Genomic DNA, 16,709 nt, shown 5'->3' on the forward strand with positions numbered 1-16,709 from the left:
AATATTCCTAGTTATAGTCTGAACTTACCTAGCCCTCTTTTCCACAGGCCACATATTTCAGAAAGATTTGTTTTAAATCGTTAATATAAGATTGAACCGTATGATCGGTCGAAGCGTGCGCCGTCACATTATCTATGAAACGGGCGAGCTCCTCCGTCAATTGCTTCGATTCCTTTTTACCGTTCATTCAGATCACCTTAGGAGGCAACAAGTATCGGCTGTTTGCCGCCTGGAGTAAATTGTTGACGACGCCAACAACCCTCTCCTGTTCATCTTTCTTAAGATCGGAGCCCGAAGGCAAGCACAACCCATTCTCGAACAATTTATCAGAGACGCTTTCCCCAATCTCATGGGGATAGTACGAACATCCCTGAAATAGAGGCTGCAAATGCAGCGGCTTCCAAACCGGCCTGGCTTCGATTTGATGAATCGCCAGTTCTTCAATGATGTGCGCGCTCGTTACCCCGGTCTCCTTCCCATCTACAAGCAGTGTCGTTAACCACCTCGTAGAGCGGCCGAAGTCTGCCTCCGGCATAAATGCAAAAGCGGATACGTTATGCCATGCTTCCGTATATTGGGCGAATACTTGGCGTCGAGCACGTACCCTATCTTCCAGCACTTGAAGCTGACCTCTTCCTATTCCCGCCAGAATATTACTCATCCTGTAGTTAAACCCGAGCTCGGAATGCTGATAATGCCGGGCTGCATCTCTAGCTTGAGTAGCCCAGAAACGCGCTTTCTCCAAAGCCGCCTTATCGTCGGATACGAGCATGCCTCCACCCGAAGTCGTAATGATTTTATTACCGTTAAAGGAATAAATGCCGAAAGTACCGAGCGTCCCGCTAGCCTTTCCCCGATATGTCGCTCCAAGCGATTCGGCGGCATCTTCGATGACCGGTACGCCGTAATGATTGCAAATATGTAAAATCGGATCCATGTCCGCGCTCTGCCCATAAAGATTGACGACAACGACGGCTTTGGGAAGCCGCTTGGCTGATTCAGCTTCTTCAAAAGCACGTTTAAGCGCCTGTGGAGACATGTTCCACGAATGCGGCTCGGAGTCAATAAAAACAGGCTGCGCACCCTGATATAAAATCGGATTCGCGCTGGCGACGAACGTTAACGTCGAACAAAAAACAAGGTCGCCTTCCCCTACGCCAGTTAATTTCATCGCCATATGGAGAGCTGCAGTCCCCGAGCTCAACGCTACAGCTCCGGCAGCTCCGACATACCGGGCTACTTCCTTCTCAAACTCATCTACATTCGGTCCGATCGGTGCGATCCAATTTGTCTCGAAAGCTTCTTCGACATACTTCTTTTCCTGCATGCCCATATGCGGAGGAGATAAATAAATCCTATTTTTTAAACTGAGATTCATTGTGCACCGACACTCCCTCATCATATATAGGAATTACTCTATGAAATAAGCTCTTTCAACGAATACAACGATTCCATCCGATATTCAGCCGCATAGGAACGATCCGGCAAAATCTTTCCGTACTCTCCATCTGAACGGATGATTTGTACGGTCGTCCACCCCAGTTTTTTGGCAGTAACGAAATCTTTTCTCGGGTTATCCCCGACATATACACATTCCATTCCAACACAATCGAGGGCACTCATCATTTTGAGGTAGGGAAGTTCGCTTGGCTTCCAATGTTCTCTGCCGAACATATCCGTACACAAAATGTTGTCAATAGTATCCCGCAGTTGCAAGGCATCGATTTTATTTAACTGAGAAACAAGGTATCCGTCAGTTATAATGCCCGTTCGGTATGCGCCTGCATAAAACGAAATCGCCCATCTAGCGTCATCGAATAGGGAAATATTCGGACGATGTGAGCGATAAACGTCAATGAGTTGTTTAATTAGTGAGTCATCATAAGGAAAACGCAGCGACTCGAGGACGCGATTAAAAATCGTCCCTCTTCCTCCTTGTTCAAAGCAAGCTACAGCTAGATCATAAAAACCTTCTAGGTGCAACTCCTCATTCAGAAAATGGTCCACCGCGCGAAAGCCGCTCCATACAAATTGTTTTTCTGGGTACAGGGTATCGTCTAGATCAAATACGACCGCCTTATGCATGGGCGATCATTTCTTTTCTTATGTAAATGGCGTCATCATACCGCAGCATGACAAGGCCGTCTTCCCAATCGTTTATTTGCTGGCCGATTTGTTGTCCCAGCATCATTTGAATGATCCAGCGCGGAAAATCCGCTCCTGCTGCAGCAGCCAAAGGGAATCCGCCACCGAACCTAGGATTGATTTCGATGAATTTCAATTTGTTGTCGGCGGTCAAGAAACACTGGACGGTTATACAGCCAACAGCGCCCGGCAGCGATTCAACCACATACTTAGCCGCTTCCATCAATTCATGGTTTTTGACCGTAATCCCTTTACTGACCTCGCCGGCACGCGTTTCCAAGCGTAAGCGAGGGACGACGGAACGAACCTTTCCTTCAAAATCCACCAATATGTCAAGCGTATACTCGTCACCTGAAACGAACTCCTGAACCATCGCATTCGGTATATAATTACGAAAAAAAGCAAGCTCCTCGGCATTATTGATTTTCATTGCCCCGACACTACAGCTGCCGTCGAACGGCTTGAGGAAAATAGGGAAACTTGCCGCCGGATCTTGCTCGAATCGTTCGGGATCAAGTACGGCTGGCGTATCTACGCCGATACGGGCAAAGTATTCGTACGTATTTTCTTTATCGAAGCATATCTCGTTCGTTTCCTCAGATGAAACAAGGACGGTCGTTCCTGCTATTTCGAATTCGGGTTTGAATTTAGAAAACAAAGAGAGCTCATTATCGATTAACGGAACAAGAAGTCTAATGTTGTATTTCTTGCATATTCGCAATATCTCGTGAATATACGAGTCGTCGGACACCTTGGGAACAAGTTCATGAAAATCGGAGACAAACGATGTCGGGGATGTTGACTTGGCGTCTACCGTAACGATTTTGCCTTCGATCCGCAAATCGCTTAATGTTTTTTTGAAATGCCGGATCAGGGACACTCTTCTACCGGAACTAGTGAATAATATATTAAAGTCCATGATCTTTAATCTCCTTTTCTCCTGTGTAAAGCGGCATCGTAACGTATACTTCCTGCCTAACGTCTCTTGTATCGAGCACTTCCTTGACGGTAAGCCATATGATTTTGAGATCCAATAGAAAAGAACGGTTCTCCACATACCAAAGATCCATGGCAAACTTTTCTTCCCAACTGATTGCGTTCCGCCCATTGACCTGAGCCCAACCCGTCAATCCCGGTCGCACTTCATGCCTTCTTGCTTGACTCGGCGTATATATTGGCAAATATTCCATTAAAAGCGGGCGTGGCCCGACCAAGCTGATATCACCTTTGAATATATTGAAAAGCTGCGGCAATTCATCAATGCTAAATTTTCTCAGAAACTTTCCGAAAGCGGTTAACCGCAAACCGTCCGGGAGTAAATTACCGGCGTCGTCGACACTATTCAGCATCGTACGAAACTTATAGATCACGAAAGGTTTACCGTGCAAGCCTGGACGCTGTTGGGTAAACAATACCGGCGATCCAAGCTTGAGCTTAACAAGTAAAGCAAACAGAAGGATGATGGGAAAAAGCAGGGCTATCGCGCATAATGAGACTAGTACATCAAACGATCGTTTCATCCGTGTAATAACTCCTTATAGATGGCATCGTGCTCGCCCAGAATTTTATCGAGTTCATATTCCTGTTCAATTTTTTTTCTGGAGAGCGCCCCCATTTCATGCCTTAACGCCGGATCCTGAATGAGCGCCAAACAGCTATCGGCTATTTTTTCCGGCTGCATGACAGGAACCAGGAATCCATTTTCGCCATGGACGACCAGGTCGCGGTTCCCTCGGATATCCGTCAATACGACCGGAATGGCCATCGACATCATCTCCATAACCGAACGAGGCAGTCCTTCCCTTAAGGAAACAAGAAGGCCGATATCCGTAATGCTTAAAATATCGTCGATATCGCTGCGATAGCCCAAGCATTTGACATGACTCTCCAAATGTCGAAGCGCGATTTCCTTCTTGACCATCTCCTGATGATGCCCTTGACCTGCCAGTAAAATCACGAAGTCCGTATATTTTTGCTTTAAACGCTCACACGCTTCAATGACGTCGATATGTCTTTTGTTTGCGGTAAATTCCGCCAAGTGGGTAATGACGACGGTATCTCTAGCGATGCCGAGCTCCTTCTTTACTTGATCCCGCCGACTATGCGAATACTCCTTGAGATCGAACCGCCTCATATCAACGCCAATCCCTTTGATATACAGTACTTTGTTCTTGTGGACTAATTTATGAGCGGCTTGGTAATCGTCGCTGTTGATCACGATGAGCTTATCCGTTCTGTATCCGGCTACTTTCTCGCTAAGGAAATAAATCAGATTAGATAGTCCTTTTCCTTGTTCATTGAAATGAAAGCCGTGAGCCGTGTAATACACTTTGCATGTTCTATACGCAACCATTCGCGTAATAAATGAAGCGATCGGCGTGTGAACGTGTACGGCATCATAATGATAGGTATTGAACAGCTTTCTGATTTTCTTAACGGCAACCAGATTCGAAAAGCTCAGCAGGCCTCTGCTGAAAGGGATATGGAAAATCGTAACTCCACCTAGCAACTCGCTAAACTTCGGCAAATCCGAAATACAGGTAGCGACATGGACGTCAAAGCCTTGTTCCTGCAATCGACGAATATGCGGAACTAAAAAAGCGCTAATCGTCGCTTGCACCGTTGTCACGATCAATATCGTTTTCATTTTATTCCCCTCTTCAGGAAGCCTCTTCATGAATCGGCTTGGAAATCCAATATAGAACGAATGCAAAGTAAACCCAAAGGACCCTGAAATTCTCAATATTGATCGAGAATGCTTGAACCCCCAAGGCAATCAGACTTATGAATAAGTAAGACGAAACCGCATCCCCCTTCTTCATGCGCTGGCTCAGCTTGATAATCAAAAACGCCGGCAGAGAAAGCAGTGCGATGAATCCGAGAGCGCCCGTTTCAGCCAAAAAACCCAGATAGGTGTTGTGCGGAATGTTGTGGATATTTGAGTTGAACATAGAGGCAGCCGTTCTATACTGTCCTGACCCCACTCCAAAAAGCGGATTTTTTTGCCACAATTCGAGTGCTGTTTCCCAAAGCATCAGCCGATTTTGCGTTCCGGGATCATTCCCGCTGACCTGCGTGATCCGATCCACTGCCGTTTCAATAAATGTAACGTGCAAGTTGAGTAAAATCGTTCCGACGATGGCAAAAATAGCGGCAATGGTAATGAATTTCATTATATTCTTGATCCCGTTGCCTCGTTGACTTACTGCGATGACGACCATCGAAAGGACGAGGCCTATCAATAAACCGATTACGCCTCCGCGCGAAGAAGTCAGAAACAGGGCTATTATGATCAGCAGGATGTTTATTCCGAACCGTCTGCCTCGAAGCCGGTTGTATGTCAAACAAATACCAAGCGATAAAATCAAATAGGCGGCTGCAAGGTTCGGATCCTCGAATGTCCCCTGCGCCCGGAAGGCAAGCGTAAGCCCCGTCGTTTTTCCGACATAAAACAAGCTGACTCCAATAATGCAAAGCAAGGAAAAAATGACGGAAATGAAGTTCCAGCTTTTCAGAAACCGGGGCTCAAACGACTTCCCCCCGCGGTGAAAGCAGAGCAAAAGCACAATAAAGTAAACGAAGCATGTCGTTATTTTAATGAAATTGGAAATGCCATATCGGTAATCCACCACATTGGCTATGGCCGATAACAGAAAAGAAGAAGACATCGCACACATTAAACCTAAGACTGCAAGCAAATATTGTCTGTATTTACCAAAAAACGCCTTCATAGAAGACCAGGGCATCTTATACATGGATAACATTAACAACGGCAAAATAAAATCGGCAAACGAAATGTTTAAGTTGAAGCCGACGTTGAGGTAGAACATAACCGGAAGCAGCAAAACAAGATATTCGAACAATCCGATCCGGTAGATTAAGGTTATTGCTATCAAACCCGCAACTCCGACCGTATAAATAGCATATTGCGGATAAAAAGAAATGAATAAGCCGAACGAAATTCCGAGTGCCAACAAACAACCAGCTTGGAAAAAACCGAGCTCTATATTTCCGATTTTGGATCTACTCATATAGAGCTTCACACATTCACCCCTAATTTAACGAAACCCTCAAAATCCCTCCAGAACGTCGTACGCCTCGTCTCCAATTGTTCCGAGGTATACTCCTTAGCTTTATTCAAGCTTTGTTCGGAAGCACGCCGCTGCCACTCTTTATCCTCGTACATCTTCCGGATAAGCGTCGCCAATTGCTTGTTGTCACCTGGACGAATCAAGCAATTGGCCGGTAAAAGCTCCGGAATGCCGCCAATTGTGGATCCGATAGCCGGCAAACCTCTGCTCATCGCTTCCACAAGGGCACGCGGCAGCCCTTCCTGACGGCTTGGCTGAATGTATATGTTTAAATCGTCAAGCCACTCGTAGACTGCCGGTCCGCTTGGTAACGGTTTGGAAAAAACGACATTTTCCGCAACATCGAAGCTTTTCGCTATTTCTATCCATGGCTGAGGATTTCCGACTCCCAAGACTCGCAGTTCGACATTCGGAATGTATTTCTTCACTTCGGCCACTGCTTGTATCGCCGTATCGATTCCTTTGTAATTGACGAGCGACCCGATCAGTCCTATGCGAAAAGGCTGCTGATCGAAATCGTCGATTTTGGCATTTCGGGTAGCAAGTACTCCTTCATCGACATTCGGTATGAAAACATCGGAACAACCTACTGTTTTGCCTTTCGAAGGAAAATGATCCTGCAAAAAACGGGTAGTTACGTAAAGGGCGTAGGGTGCGTTTTTGACCAAGTATTTGGTATATATCGTGTTAATCGGAGCATAGAGCTTTCCTTGCCACGACCCATAATTCCAGAGCGCATCCCATGGATGACCGACTACTTCAACTGCATAAGGTTTGCCCATCGTCTTTGCGATTTGTATGGCCATCGCTCCAATTTCACTGGGAAGCCTTGCTATCAGCGCATCCGCATCCTTTAATTGACGCTCCAATTCTTGCTTAACTTTCGATCGTTGTGTAAAGCGGGAAGTCGGACTGCTAAGGGAAGGAACGGGTGCAAAATCAACATTCGGTCCACTCGACAATTTCCGTTCATCATACGTGCCGGCGGCGTTCTGATCGCGTTTTCTGGTTACGACCGTGACATGATCAAAAACCTTTAAATATCGCTGCCACAACCTGTAATTGAATGTTTCATTAAAGTACAAACCGTCCGGACTCTTCTCTAAATAAACGTCATGTGCAAAAACGACGCGCATGAGATACACCCCATTTTTTATTATTCGACAGACAAAGCAGACTTTGGTTCCCCGATGCCTTGTTGCTGTGAGGCCGACGACTTTCGTTTGGTTCGAAGCGAATAGACATTGATCGTAAACGTCATCAGCAATTGAATGAACGCTACCGCTGTTACGGATACGGCGGCTCCTATCAGTCCATATCGTGGAACGAGAACTACGCAGCTGATTAACGTCAATACATTTACGCATATAAAAACGGGAAGCTGGACTTTAAAATATTGTGCTGCGGTAACGCCATACCACAGAATCGATTCCACATTGCCGATCGTGGCGGCTACCATTAACCAAACAAGCAGGACGTCTTGCTCCGCAAATTCCTTGCCATAGAGCGCATGCAGCAATCCATTTCCCGCGAGCAGCGTTAGCGCTATACCGACTGAACCGAACAACAATCCAAATATGGCGAGCTTGCTCAATAGCTTACGGAATCCGCTTACGTGTTCGACATAATAACGGGATAGCCTAGAGCTTGCCGACTGTCCGACCGCGTTAATAGGTATGCTGTTAAATAACATGAAGTAAGCGATGGCCGAGAAAATGCCAAGTTCGTAGGTGCCCAACTGATTTTCTATCACATAGCGCGGAATATTAAGATTAACGGAAATTAACAAAGACACGATACCAAGAGGCAACGCTTTTCTGACTAGCATGAACAACCGCTTTGCCGAACCTTGCTCTTCAGGCAAGGTTTGTATTTCTGCTTCCGTATTCGTCATTCTTCCCTTTTTGCTATCATAAAAGAAAAGTACCGACAGCCACGCAACGGCAAGGCCCACAGTACCCCATAACACGGAGCCCGTGATGTACACGCCAATGAATACACAAACGATCGAGAAAGTCCCTTTCAAAAACATGGATTTGGATATGATGTCCATCTTCTCTTCTTTTTGAAACTTTCCATAATAGACCTCACTCGTCGCTTCAAACGCCTTCGCTATGCCAATGAACGATATGATTAGTACTGTCGTCGAGTCATAGCCCGAGATAAATGCAAAGAGCACGATTACAGCTAACGCCGCAACCATGCTCCACAATCGCAATTTCACATATTCCCGGAAAGTGTACTCCTGCTTCGTATCGGTAGCTTGAATTAGCCGCAAGGAGAAGTTAAAGAAAATAATGATTGGAGCGGTCATGACAAGTCCAAGCGAGAACTGACCTACCATTAAGGGACCGCCGAGCTTGGCAATTACGAGTAAAATGAGCCATTGGCAAAAAGCGTAATACAAATTTCCGGCAACGGACCAGACGACATTTTTTTTCAATGAATGCTCCTTCACACTAACGATACTTCCTTCTTCGAAGGTTTAACCGTTTCCGTCTGGAAGGATGGAACGATGTGACCAAGCATGTTTCGAATGATATCCGGATTCTCGCCGATCATCTTCTCCAATTTCTTCATCTCGAAATCCAGATCGTATCGATTGATGTTCATTGGCTTTCCGATAAATATGCGGTCATGCAGCGTTGATGTAATCCCTTCCTCGTCCGTAAGCAGCTCTTCGAAAAGCTTCTCGCCAGGCCGTATGCCCGTATATTGAATATCGATATCCACGCCGGGCTCGAATCCCGAAAGCTTGATCAAGTCTTTGGCAAGATCTACGATTTTTACGGGTTTCCCCATGTCCAGAATGAAGACTTCTCCTCCCTGCGCAAAAGAGCCTGCCTGAATGACCAACTGTACGGCTTCGGGAATGGTCATAAAATATCGGATCATATCCGGATGCGTAACCGTTACAGGCCCACCCATAGCAATTTGCTGCTTGAAGAATGGAATGACACTCCCTCTGCTGCCCAGAACATTACCGAATCGTACCGCTACAAATTTAGTCGCGCTCGTTTTGTCCAAGCACTGAATGAACATTTCGGCAACTCGTTTCGTCGCCCCCATAACGCTGGTCGGATTGACGGCTTTATCGGTAGAAATCAAGACAAACCGTTCGGCTTGATAGCGGTCCGCACATTCCGCAACATTTTTGGTACCGAACACATTGTTCTTAATCGCTTCGGTAGGATTTCGCTCCATTAACGGGACATGTTTATGCGCTGCAGCATGAAACACGACATGAGGTCTGCTTTTACTGAAAACTTCATCCATTCTAGCGGCATCTTGAATATCCGCAATGACCGTTTCCAAAACGAGAGCCGGAAATTTCCTGCGAAGCTCCATCTCAATGGTATAGATGCTGTTTTCTCCGTGACCGAGCAGCATTAGTCGAGCGGGCTTGAATGGCGCAATTTGCCTGCACATTTCCGAACCGATTGATCCTCCCGCTCCGGTAATCAATACGGTCTTCCCTTCCACGTAGTTCGCTATACCGTCCAAATCCACTTTTATGGGCTCTCTGCCGAGCAAATCTTCGACTTCCACATCGCGAATTTGATTTACCGTAACTTTCCCATTTATTAAATCATTGAGATGAGGCATGATCTTCAACTTTGCTTTAGTGCATTTGCACATACTCACGATCTCCGAGATTTCTCTCTTTGAAACGGATGGCATCGCAATGATAATATCGTCGACGGCGAACTTTTCCACCGTATGACCTATCAGTTGCCTTCCTCCGATGATGGGAACTCCATGAATGCGGGAATCGCGTTTAAGCGGAGCGTCGTCAATAAAAGCGACGGGGTACATATCCGAGGAGCGGTTGTATTTAAGCTCTTTTGCAATCATCGTTCCGCAGTCGCCTGCTCCGATAATCAACGCATTGTGATGTTTTTTGGCTTTATGATTGAAATTGTACTGGATGAGCTTCCATGAGAATCGATATCCCCCGAGCAATAGAAACATCGATTGAAGCGATCCTAGCCAGATCGACATGGGGACTAGCTTCCCATCGATAGTAAACGTTACTAGATAGGAAATGATCCCCCCTATTAGAACCGCTTTACCGACCGACAATAGTTCCTCAATGCCTGCATACCGCCAGAGATGGTGGTACAACTTCAAGGAAGTCATGCAACCTACTCCCAGGCAGGAGGCAAAAGATGCGAAAATAATAAACTGTTTCAAATAGGTTGACGTTATCGCCCCGTCGAACCTCAATACATAGGACATGAAAATACATGACCAAATTAGTAATATGTCAATAACTACAAACAGGATAACCCTTCTTGGAACATTCACGTTTCCATCACCCGACTAGTGTTTTATTTTTCAAATTCGGCTTTAAAGAACGTGTGCTAGATGTTCAGCATGCTTTGAGGTTCCTAATTGTTCCCTAGCGACTATCTGTTCAAGATTTCGTAGTAAGGGCAAACGAAACTCTTCATTTCTAAGAGCATAATCAAGGGTGGCAATAATATAACCGAGCTTGTCTCCAACATCGTAACGCAAGCCGTCAAAATGGTAGGCGTAGACGCTTTGTATTTGGCTTAGTTTACGTAGCGCATCGGTTAATTGAATTTCACCGCCCGCACCTTGTTCCTGATTGCCTAACAGATCAAAAATTTCCGGGGATAAAACATACCTGCCCATGATGGCCAAATTAGAAGGAGCTTCAGCCTTTTTCGGTTTTTCAACCATCCCTTTAAGAGCATACAACCGTCCGTCATTCTTTAGCGGATCAACGATTCCATATCGTTCTATCAAATCATCCGCGACAGGTTGTACCCCGATTACGGAGCTGCCCACACATTCGTACTGCTCGATCAGTTGCAGTAAGCAAGGCGTCTTCGCTTCAACGATGTCATCCCCAAGCAGCACGGCAAACGGTTCATTTCCGATAAATTTTCTGGCGCACCAAACGGCATGACCAAGACCCTTAGGTTCCTTCTGACGAATATAGTGGATGTCGATCATTCTAGAAGATTTGAGTACTTCTTCCAGCAAATCCAGCTTGTTCTTTTCCAACAGCTTTTGTTCCAACTCGAATGAACTGTCAAAATGATCCTCGATGGCTCGCTTCCCTTTACCTGTTACGATTATGATATCTTCTATGCCTGATTGTATCGCTTCTTCTACGATGTATTGAATGGTCGGTTTATCGACAACCGGCAGCATTTCCTTCGGCATGGCTTTTGTTGCAGGCAAAAACCGCGTTCCATAACCTGCTGCAGGGATTATTGCCTTTCTGACTTTCTGCATGCATCAGCCCTCACCTTTCAATAGAAAAATTAAATGTCTTAAAAAACTAATGCATGCCACTCCCTAAGTTACCAGCAATGATATGCATTAATATTTCAAGCCAACTTATACAGGGCATCAAACCCTTCCTCACGTCACACCCTCGACGATCTACGTCTAAGGCATCCAATGCCCACAGCATGACCGAGTATCTACCGTGATAAAGGTGCAGTAGACATGACCTTCGGAATGAAAGAAATCTTCTATCCGTTACCCGTTTAAGTAGTAAGACGATGATTCATTCCTTGCGTATGCGCTGTTATTCAATACAGAGCCAATGATCCGCGCATTTACGAATTTCAAGCGGTCAATCGCTTTTTTCGCGTTGTCGCGTTTTAATTTGCCGCTGCTGAATACAAGCAGAACACCGTCGCATTTTGCGGCCAAAATTTGCGAATCCGTTACGGCTAGTGTAGAGGGCGTATCGACCAAAATGATATCGAATTGCGAGTATACCCGCTCCATCAAAGCGGTCATCCTTTTGGACCCCAGGAGTTCAGCAGGGTTAGGCGGTGTCGGCCCCGACGGTAAAATGGAAACACCCGTGCCGTGAGTTTGCGTAATCGCTTCTTCCAGCGTATTTTGATTGACTAGGACATTGCTTAAGCCAATACGATTCGAACAGGCAAACAACCGATGAATCGACGGTTTTCGCAAATCGCCGTCAATCAGCAACACGTTTTTTTCTTCCATGGCATAGGCGATAGCCAGATTTGCAGCGGTTATCGTTTTCCCCTCCCCCGACTGTGCGGAGGTAATTGCAATACTTTTCGCCTCATCATCGATGGTCGAGAATTGAATATTCGTTCGCAGTGTTCTAAATTGTTCAGGGACAGGACATTTTCCATGCAGATCAGGCAGTAGTTTGTTTCTAACGGTTGACGCCCGCATACACGGTCTCACCTGCGACTTTCTTGCTAGATTTGCTCTTCGCATCTGCCTTCAAATCAGAGGATTTGATTATCGAAATCGATGACAGTACAGGAATGCCCAGATGAGTTGTAATATCCTGTTCATTTCGTATAGAATCATCGAAATACTCAAGAATGAATGTAATCGTCACTGAAAGAAATAGGGAAACAACAAAAGCGATGATCAAGTTCATTGGCGGGTTCGGCAACACTGGCGGCAAATTATCCGCTATTTTGGCTTCATCCAGTATCGTTACATTATCCACGTTCATTACATTTGCAGACTTGAATACTTCTGCCACAGCGTTGACGATTTTGACCGCTCTTTCATAGCTGTTATCACGCATCGTGATGGTCATGATTTGCGTTTCCGGAATGGAACTAACCTGGATCGTCCGAACCAAGTCCTCCATTGTCACGTTCAACTCGGGGTAGAGGGTGACAACCTTAGACATGATTGCCGGGGTTCGAATAATCTCTTTATAGGTATTGATAATGAGAATGTTCGCCTGTATGGCATTGACCTCCAACCGTTCTGACCCTTGCTGACTATCCGATTTATTGACAATCAGTTTGGTGCTTGCAGAATAAACCGGTTTGACGAAGTAATAGCTGACAATGCCTGTAGTCGTGCAGGTTATGAGCATGATAGTGAAAATGAGCCAAAATCTTCGTTTGATCACCTGCATATATTGTTTAAAATCAATGTCCAACATCATGTACCCTCCTTAATTGAGAGCTAGACGGAATATAGGATTCGATACATTTTGTATCATAACTATCATGTTCCATCACTTTCATAGCTCTTTGTCGAAAATACCGCAAAGTACTCGCACATATTTTGATACGTTTCGTATATATGCTTAGAATATGATACGAAACGTATCATGTCAAGCCTATTTTCAACACGAAAATACAGTTTCACTCATGCTACTTTGCTTATTACCCTCCTGCTTCGACATCAGATGTCCTAAACTCCGATTGCTGGCAGTCCCGACACTCCCCAATCGGATATACGATTTGATAAAAGCCTGTAACAAAAATACTGCGGGCTTGCTCTCGCGGTACAAGGGTGTTACAAGAACAACAATAGACCATTTCCGTTTTAACCGTAAACATCTTAATTCCTCCTCGGCGATCGCTACACCTTCACATCCGTACTGCTCGACGGATGAAGCGGAACAGCTAGCTGCTTTTTAGTCGTACCCGTATCTAAGCCGAGCCTCCCTACTAAATAAGTCCCGTACTTTATTTTGTTTGCGATGTAAACCGATACGACTGACAGTATGATACTGGAAAAAAAATATAGCCCTACAAGCGGGACGGAGCTTATCGTAAAAGGAATTTTATTCTCGAACGCTTTAAACACAGCCATGTAAAAAGGATGAAACAAATAAATACCGAACGAATATTTACTTATTTGCACAATTATATTCGGAATGCTGCGCAGCTTAAGCGCCATTAAGAATAGAAATAAGGTCATGGCTATGACAAAAGGAACCATGTCAAATCGTTTGGAAGATATTTCGGTATACACGCCGAGCTTATACAAAACGATCGGTAAAATGGCCGTTACGATCGGTGCCATCACTACCCATTTGGTGCGTTTGATAAGCTGACGTTTAAAGGCTTCATAATTTCTCCCGCAATAATAAGCAATCGAGAAATAGGAAAGCCAACCGAAGACAGGCAGCCAAAAGAGTTTATCCCATATGTAAGCGGCAAACGGAATATCCAACGGTTTAACCAAGTTAAAAAATGATAAGTATAAAAGTTGTATGAGCAAGCTTACGCTTATGACTGTAATAGGCGAAATGCGATCCCGGATAACCTTCGTATACAAGCCGTGCAGGGCATAAAACTGAAAGATAACTAAAATGAAGTAGCCATGAAAATCGCCAAGCAAAATATGTTTCCATAATAATTGCAACGCCGCTTCACTGTAACTTAAGCCATTTCTCATCTCAACAGCTTTTACGAAGGCATAAAAGGTCCCGAAAAAAAGATAAGGAAGCAGCAAATATTTTAGCCGCTTGGTCCAGAATTGCTTCGGCTGTTTATCGGGATAAGAATGAGCCAGAACGAATTCGGAAATAAATACGAACATTGGCGTGGCAAAGGTTAGCAGCAGGTTAACCGTATTAATCGCCTCTATGTCCGACCCGTACACCCGTGCAAAGGAATGCAGCAGTACTAAGCTCAGGCAAGCCGTGCTGCGTAGGACAAACAACTCGCCTATTACTTTCTTACTCATCAGATCACCTGCCTGCTCTCTTTTTAACAAACCAAACATCACGACTTCAAGAATCACGAAATCGCCTCACCCCACTTCATGGCTGAGAGGCAGCTTCGGTCACATCAACAAATTAATCCGATGATTCGCAAAATCATACGATGATTCGGCAAAAAAATGATAATAGTATTCCGCTTTCATATAGTGCGGCACATACAACATCGCAAGCTTATGCAGCTGATCGCGCAGCTCGACGCGTGTCGTTTCGTCGATGGTCAAGACGAGCTCGTATTCATTTTTCGCTCTTTTTCTCCTGCTGTAGACAATATATCCTTTTAACCGGATAGGACGGTCCACTATAGTCAAATTTATGGCAAGCACAACAAAGGGCCCGACGGGGAAACTCAGCTCCGTTACGAAACGCATGCACTTGGAGCTGATCGCTTCAACCTCGACGCAGGCCGGACGGGAGCTGGAGGCATTTCCTTTCACCTCAATGATGCGCAGTTCGGCATACATATGGTCTCGGAATAATAATGGAATGGACCCCGTTCTTCCGATGCGACCGTCGTTTGACATACAGAGATCCCCTTCATTCGATACGTTATGTATCTTTTATATCGTAACTTTACGATACACTATGTATCATGTCAAGCATTTTTTCTTCAAAATTCCGTTAAATCCTTGGCTATCCGAGTGTTTTCTGGTGTATAATGAAAGTAGTTTTCGTGCAATTTTGCAGAAAAGTGCAAGCGCAATCAAGAAGAGCACGTTGCTCGTCGACGATCGTTTCTCACGTGACGACAGCCTACAACAGCGCTACAACAATCAGGGAGGAACCTCTGCTATGAAATACGGCAACCGGATTGCCCAATTGCGCGATGAAAGACGGCTAACCCAAGAAGAGCTGGCCGGCAAAGTCGGCATCACCCGTGCTGCACTTTCTCATTATGAAAATAACCGGCGCGAGCCGGACTATGAAACGATTCAAAAGATCGCAGACTTCTTCCAAGTATCCATCGATTATATTATGGGGAGAAGCAGCGAACCGTCTGTGATGGATGCCAAGGTACAAGATTTTATCGACCAGCTCGAGCTGTCCGACCAAGCTCTCCTCGATAAATTCGCCTTGACGATCGACGGCAAGCCGCTTACACCCGAAGAAGCCAAACGCTTTATCGCTTTTATACGCGCCGATCGCGCCATGAAATAGCCACCATAAATCAGTAAAAACTCATGATGATAAGTTATCACCATGAGTTTTTTTGTTCGTTGTCATTCGTTCCGTTCCATTCTCATATCCTATCCAGCTAGACGGCATTGCGCGATTTCAGTTCATATTCATAGCCGGCCGCGGACTGTTCGAGAATCCAGTTATTTCCATCAATCGGGCGAGGGAGCCGATCGGTGTGTTCGGTTTGTTCGGTCAGCTGCTTCCATTCCTCATACTGTTCGAAGCGGATATCTAGCTGCGCTAAGATTTGGCGAACATCCAGTACGACGCGCTCTGCCTTCATCGGATTACCCCACTTTTATGGTTTGTCATTCAATGCCTTTGAATCCTTCCCCACAACTAGTATTATAGACCATCCAAACAACAAAGGTTGTCAGAAACTGGGACAAGTTAATAAAATTTTCTTTCTTTTTTTGTCGAAAATGTGGAGTTACGATGGATTTTTGAAAAAACAGACGAGAATTCCATACCCATTATCCTATGAACACACAGCCATTAGTATGACTTCCATCAGCTACCCCCTCAAAAGAGCGAGTCCTTCCGTTCAACCTTTACCGAAAAATTCAGCTCAAAGAGCCGGGTCCGCTCCGGTCCCGGCTCATCACGATGCGATTATTGCGGATTGTTCTCCTTGCTGACTTGATTTAAGCTCGGCACATAATCCGCCGCTTTCTCCGGCTGCAGCTCCGTCTGCTCCTGCACGAATTTATTTTCCCGGTAGTCGGGGCTGGCATTTTTCTTTTTGGCTTTCTCATCCATTTTTCGTCACCTCCCCGCGTATCATACCC

General features: G+C 45.4%; 18 protein-coding genes. 1 reads left to right on the top strand and 17 read right to left on the bottom strand.

Annotated elements, in window-relative coordinates:
• Positions 1-28 precede the first annotated feature (28 nt).
• The 15 genes from ACKGJP_RS26775 to ACKGJP_RS26845 all read right to left on the bottom strand — a co-directional run bounded on the left by ACKGJP_RS26775 (position 29) and on the right by ACKGJP_RS26845 (position 15,266).
• Complete coding sequence (locus tag ACKGJP_RS26775; protein WP_409341834.1) at positions 29-187, bottom strand: hypothetical protein; 159 nt, start codon at positions 185-187, stop codon at positions 29-31.
• Complete coding sequence (locus ACKGJP_RS26780) at positions 188-1,378, bottom strand: DegT/DnrJ/EryC1/StrS family aminotransferase (RefSeq protein ID WP_409341835.1); 1,191 nt, start codon at positions 1,376-1,378, stop codon at positions 188-190.
• Positions 1,379-1,416: 38 nt separating this feature from the next.
• Complete coding sequence (locus tag ACKGJP_RS26785) at positions 1,417-2,085, bottom strand: HAD family hydrolase (RefSeq protein ID WP_409341836.1); 669 nt, start codon at positions 2,083-2,085, stop codon at positions 1,417-1,419.
• Entirely contained in the window at positions 2,078-3,064 is a 987-nt protein-coding gene (locus ACKGJP_RS26790; RefSeq protein WP_409341837.1) for an ATP-grasp domain-containing protein, read from the bottom strand. The genes ACKGJP_RS26785 and ACKGJP_RS26790 overlap by 8 nt, the downstream gene beginning before the upstream one ends.
• Positions 3,054-3,665 (bottom strand): sugar transferase, encoded by a 612-nt coding sequence (locus tag ACKGJP_RS26795; protein WP_409341838.1) that lies wholly within the window; start codon positions 3,663-3,665, stop codon positions 3,054-3,056. Before ACKGJP_RS26795 ends, ACKGJP_RS26790 begins: the two co-directional genes overlap by 11 nt.
• Positions 3,662-4,792: a glycosyltransferase family 4 protein gene (locus ACKGJP_RS26800; protein WP_409341839.1), complete on the bottom strand. Its 1,131-nt coding sequence runs from the start codon at positions 4,790-4,792 to the stop codon at positions 3,662-3,664. The genes ACKGJP_RS26795 and ACKGJP_RS26800 overlap by 4 nt, the downstream gene beginning before the upstream one ends.
• A gap of 13 nt (positions 4,793-4,805) precedes the next feature.
• Positions 4,806-6,176 (bottom strand): O-antigen ligase family protein, encoded by a 1,371-nt coding sequence (locus tag ACKGJP_RS26805; protein ID WP_409341840.1) that lies wholly within the window; start codon positions 6,174-6,176, stop codon positions 4,806-4,808.
• Positions 6,177-6,184: 8 nt separating this feature from the next.
• Entirely contained in the window at positions 6,185-7,372 is a 1,188-nt protein-coding gene (locus tag ACKGJP_RS26810; RefSeq protein ID WP_409341841.1) for a glycosyltransferase family 4 protein, read from the bottom strand.
• A 20-nt stretch (positions 7,373-7,392) separates the two neighbouring features.
• Entirely contained in the window at positions 7,393-8,679 is a 1,287-nt protein-coding gene (locus ACKGJP_RS26815; RefSeq protein ID WP_409341842.1) for a lipopolysaccharide biosynthesis protein, read from the bottom strand.
• A gap of 11 nt (positions 8,680-8,690) precedes the next feature.
• Entirely contained in the window at positions 8,691-10,544 is a 1,854-nt protein-coding gene (locus tag ACKGJP_RS26820; RefSeq protein ID WP_409341843.1) for a polysaccharide biosynthesis protein, read from the bottom strand.
• A gap of 42 nt (positions 10,545-10,586) precedes the next feature.
• Entirely contained in the window at positions 10,587-11,504 is a 918-nt protein-coding gene (gene galU, locus ACKGJP_RS26825; protein WP_409341844.1) for a UTP--glucose-1-phosphate uridylyltransferase GalU, read from the bottom strand.
• 249 nt (positions 11,505-11,753) lie between these two features.
• Positions 11,754-12,434 carry a CpsD/CapB family tyrosine-protein kinase gene (locus tag ACKGJP_RS26830; RefSeq protein ID WP_409341845.1) on the bottom strand — a complete coding sequence of 227 codons (681 nt, stop codon included), beginning with the start codon at positions 12,432-12,434 and terminating at the stop codon, positions 11,754-11,756.
• Positions 12,415-13,173 (bottom strand): YveK family protein, encoded by a 759-nt coding sequence (locus ACKGJP_RS26835; protein ID WP_409341846.1) that lies wholly within the window; start codon positions 13,171-13,173, stop codon positions 12,415-12,417. The genes ACKGJP_RS26830 and ACKGJP_RS26835 overlap by 20 nt, the downstream gene beginning before the upstream one ends.
• 422 nt (positions 13,174-13,595) lie before the next feature.
• Positions 13,596-14,765 carry an acyltransferase family protein gene (locus tag ACKGJP_RS26840; RefSeq protein ID WP_409341847.1) on the bottom strand — a complete coding sequence of 390 codons (1,170 nt, stop codon included), beginning with the start codon at positions 14,763-14,765 and terminating at the stop codon, positions 13,596-13,598.
• 42 nt (positions 14,766-14,807) lie between these two features.
• Positions 14,808-15,266 (bottom strand): hypothetical protein, encoded by a 459-nt coding sequence (locus tag ACKGJP_RS26845; RefSeq protein WP_409341848.1) that lies wholly within the window; start codon positions 15,264-15,266, stop codon positions 14,808-14,810.
• A gap of 268 nt (positions 15,267-15,534) precedes the next feature.
• On the opposite strand from ACKGJP_RS26845, the gene ACKGJP_RS26850 reads away from it, so the two are divergent.
• Positions 15,535-15,900 (top strand): helix-turn-helix domain-containing protein, encoded by a 366-nt coding sequence (locus ACKGJP_RS26850; protein ID WP_409341849.1) that lies wholly within the window; start codon positions 15,535-15,537, stop codon positions 15,898-15,900.
• 97 nt (positions 15,901-15,997) lie between these two features.
• Here ACKGJP_RS26850 and ACKGJP_RS26855 read toward each other — a convergent pair whose 3' ends face one another.
• A complete protein-coding gene (locus ACKGJP_RS26855; protein ID WP_409341850.1) occupies positions 15,998-16,204 on the bottom strand; it encodes a hypothetical protein in 207 nt (68 codons plus the stop codon).
• A 329-nt stretch (positions 16,205-16,533) separates the two neighbouring features.
• Positions 16,534-16,680, bottom strand: a complete 147-nt coding sequence (locus ACKGJP_RS26860) for a hypothetical protein (RefSeq protein WP_409341851.1) — start codon at positions 16,678-16,680, stop codon at positions 16,534-16,536.
• Positions 16,681-16,709 lie beyond the last annotated feature (29 nt).

This window comes from Paenibacillus litoralis, from assembly GCF_046244365.1.
GTDB lineage: Bacteria > Bacillota > Bacilli > Paenibacillales > NBRC-103111 > Paenibacillus_V.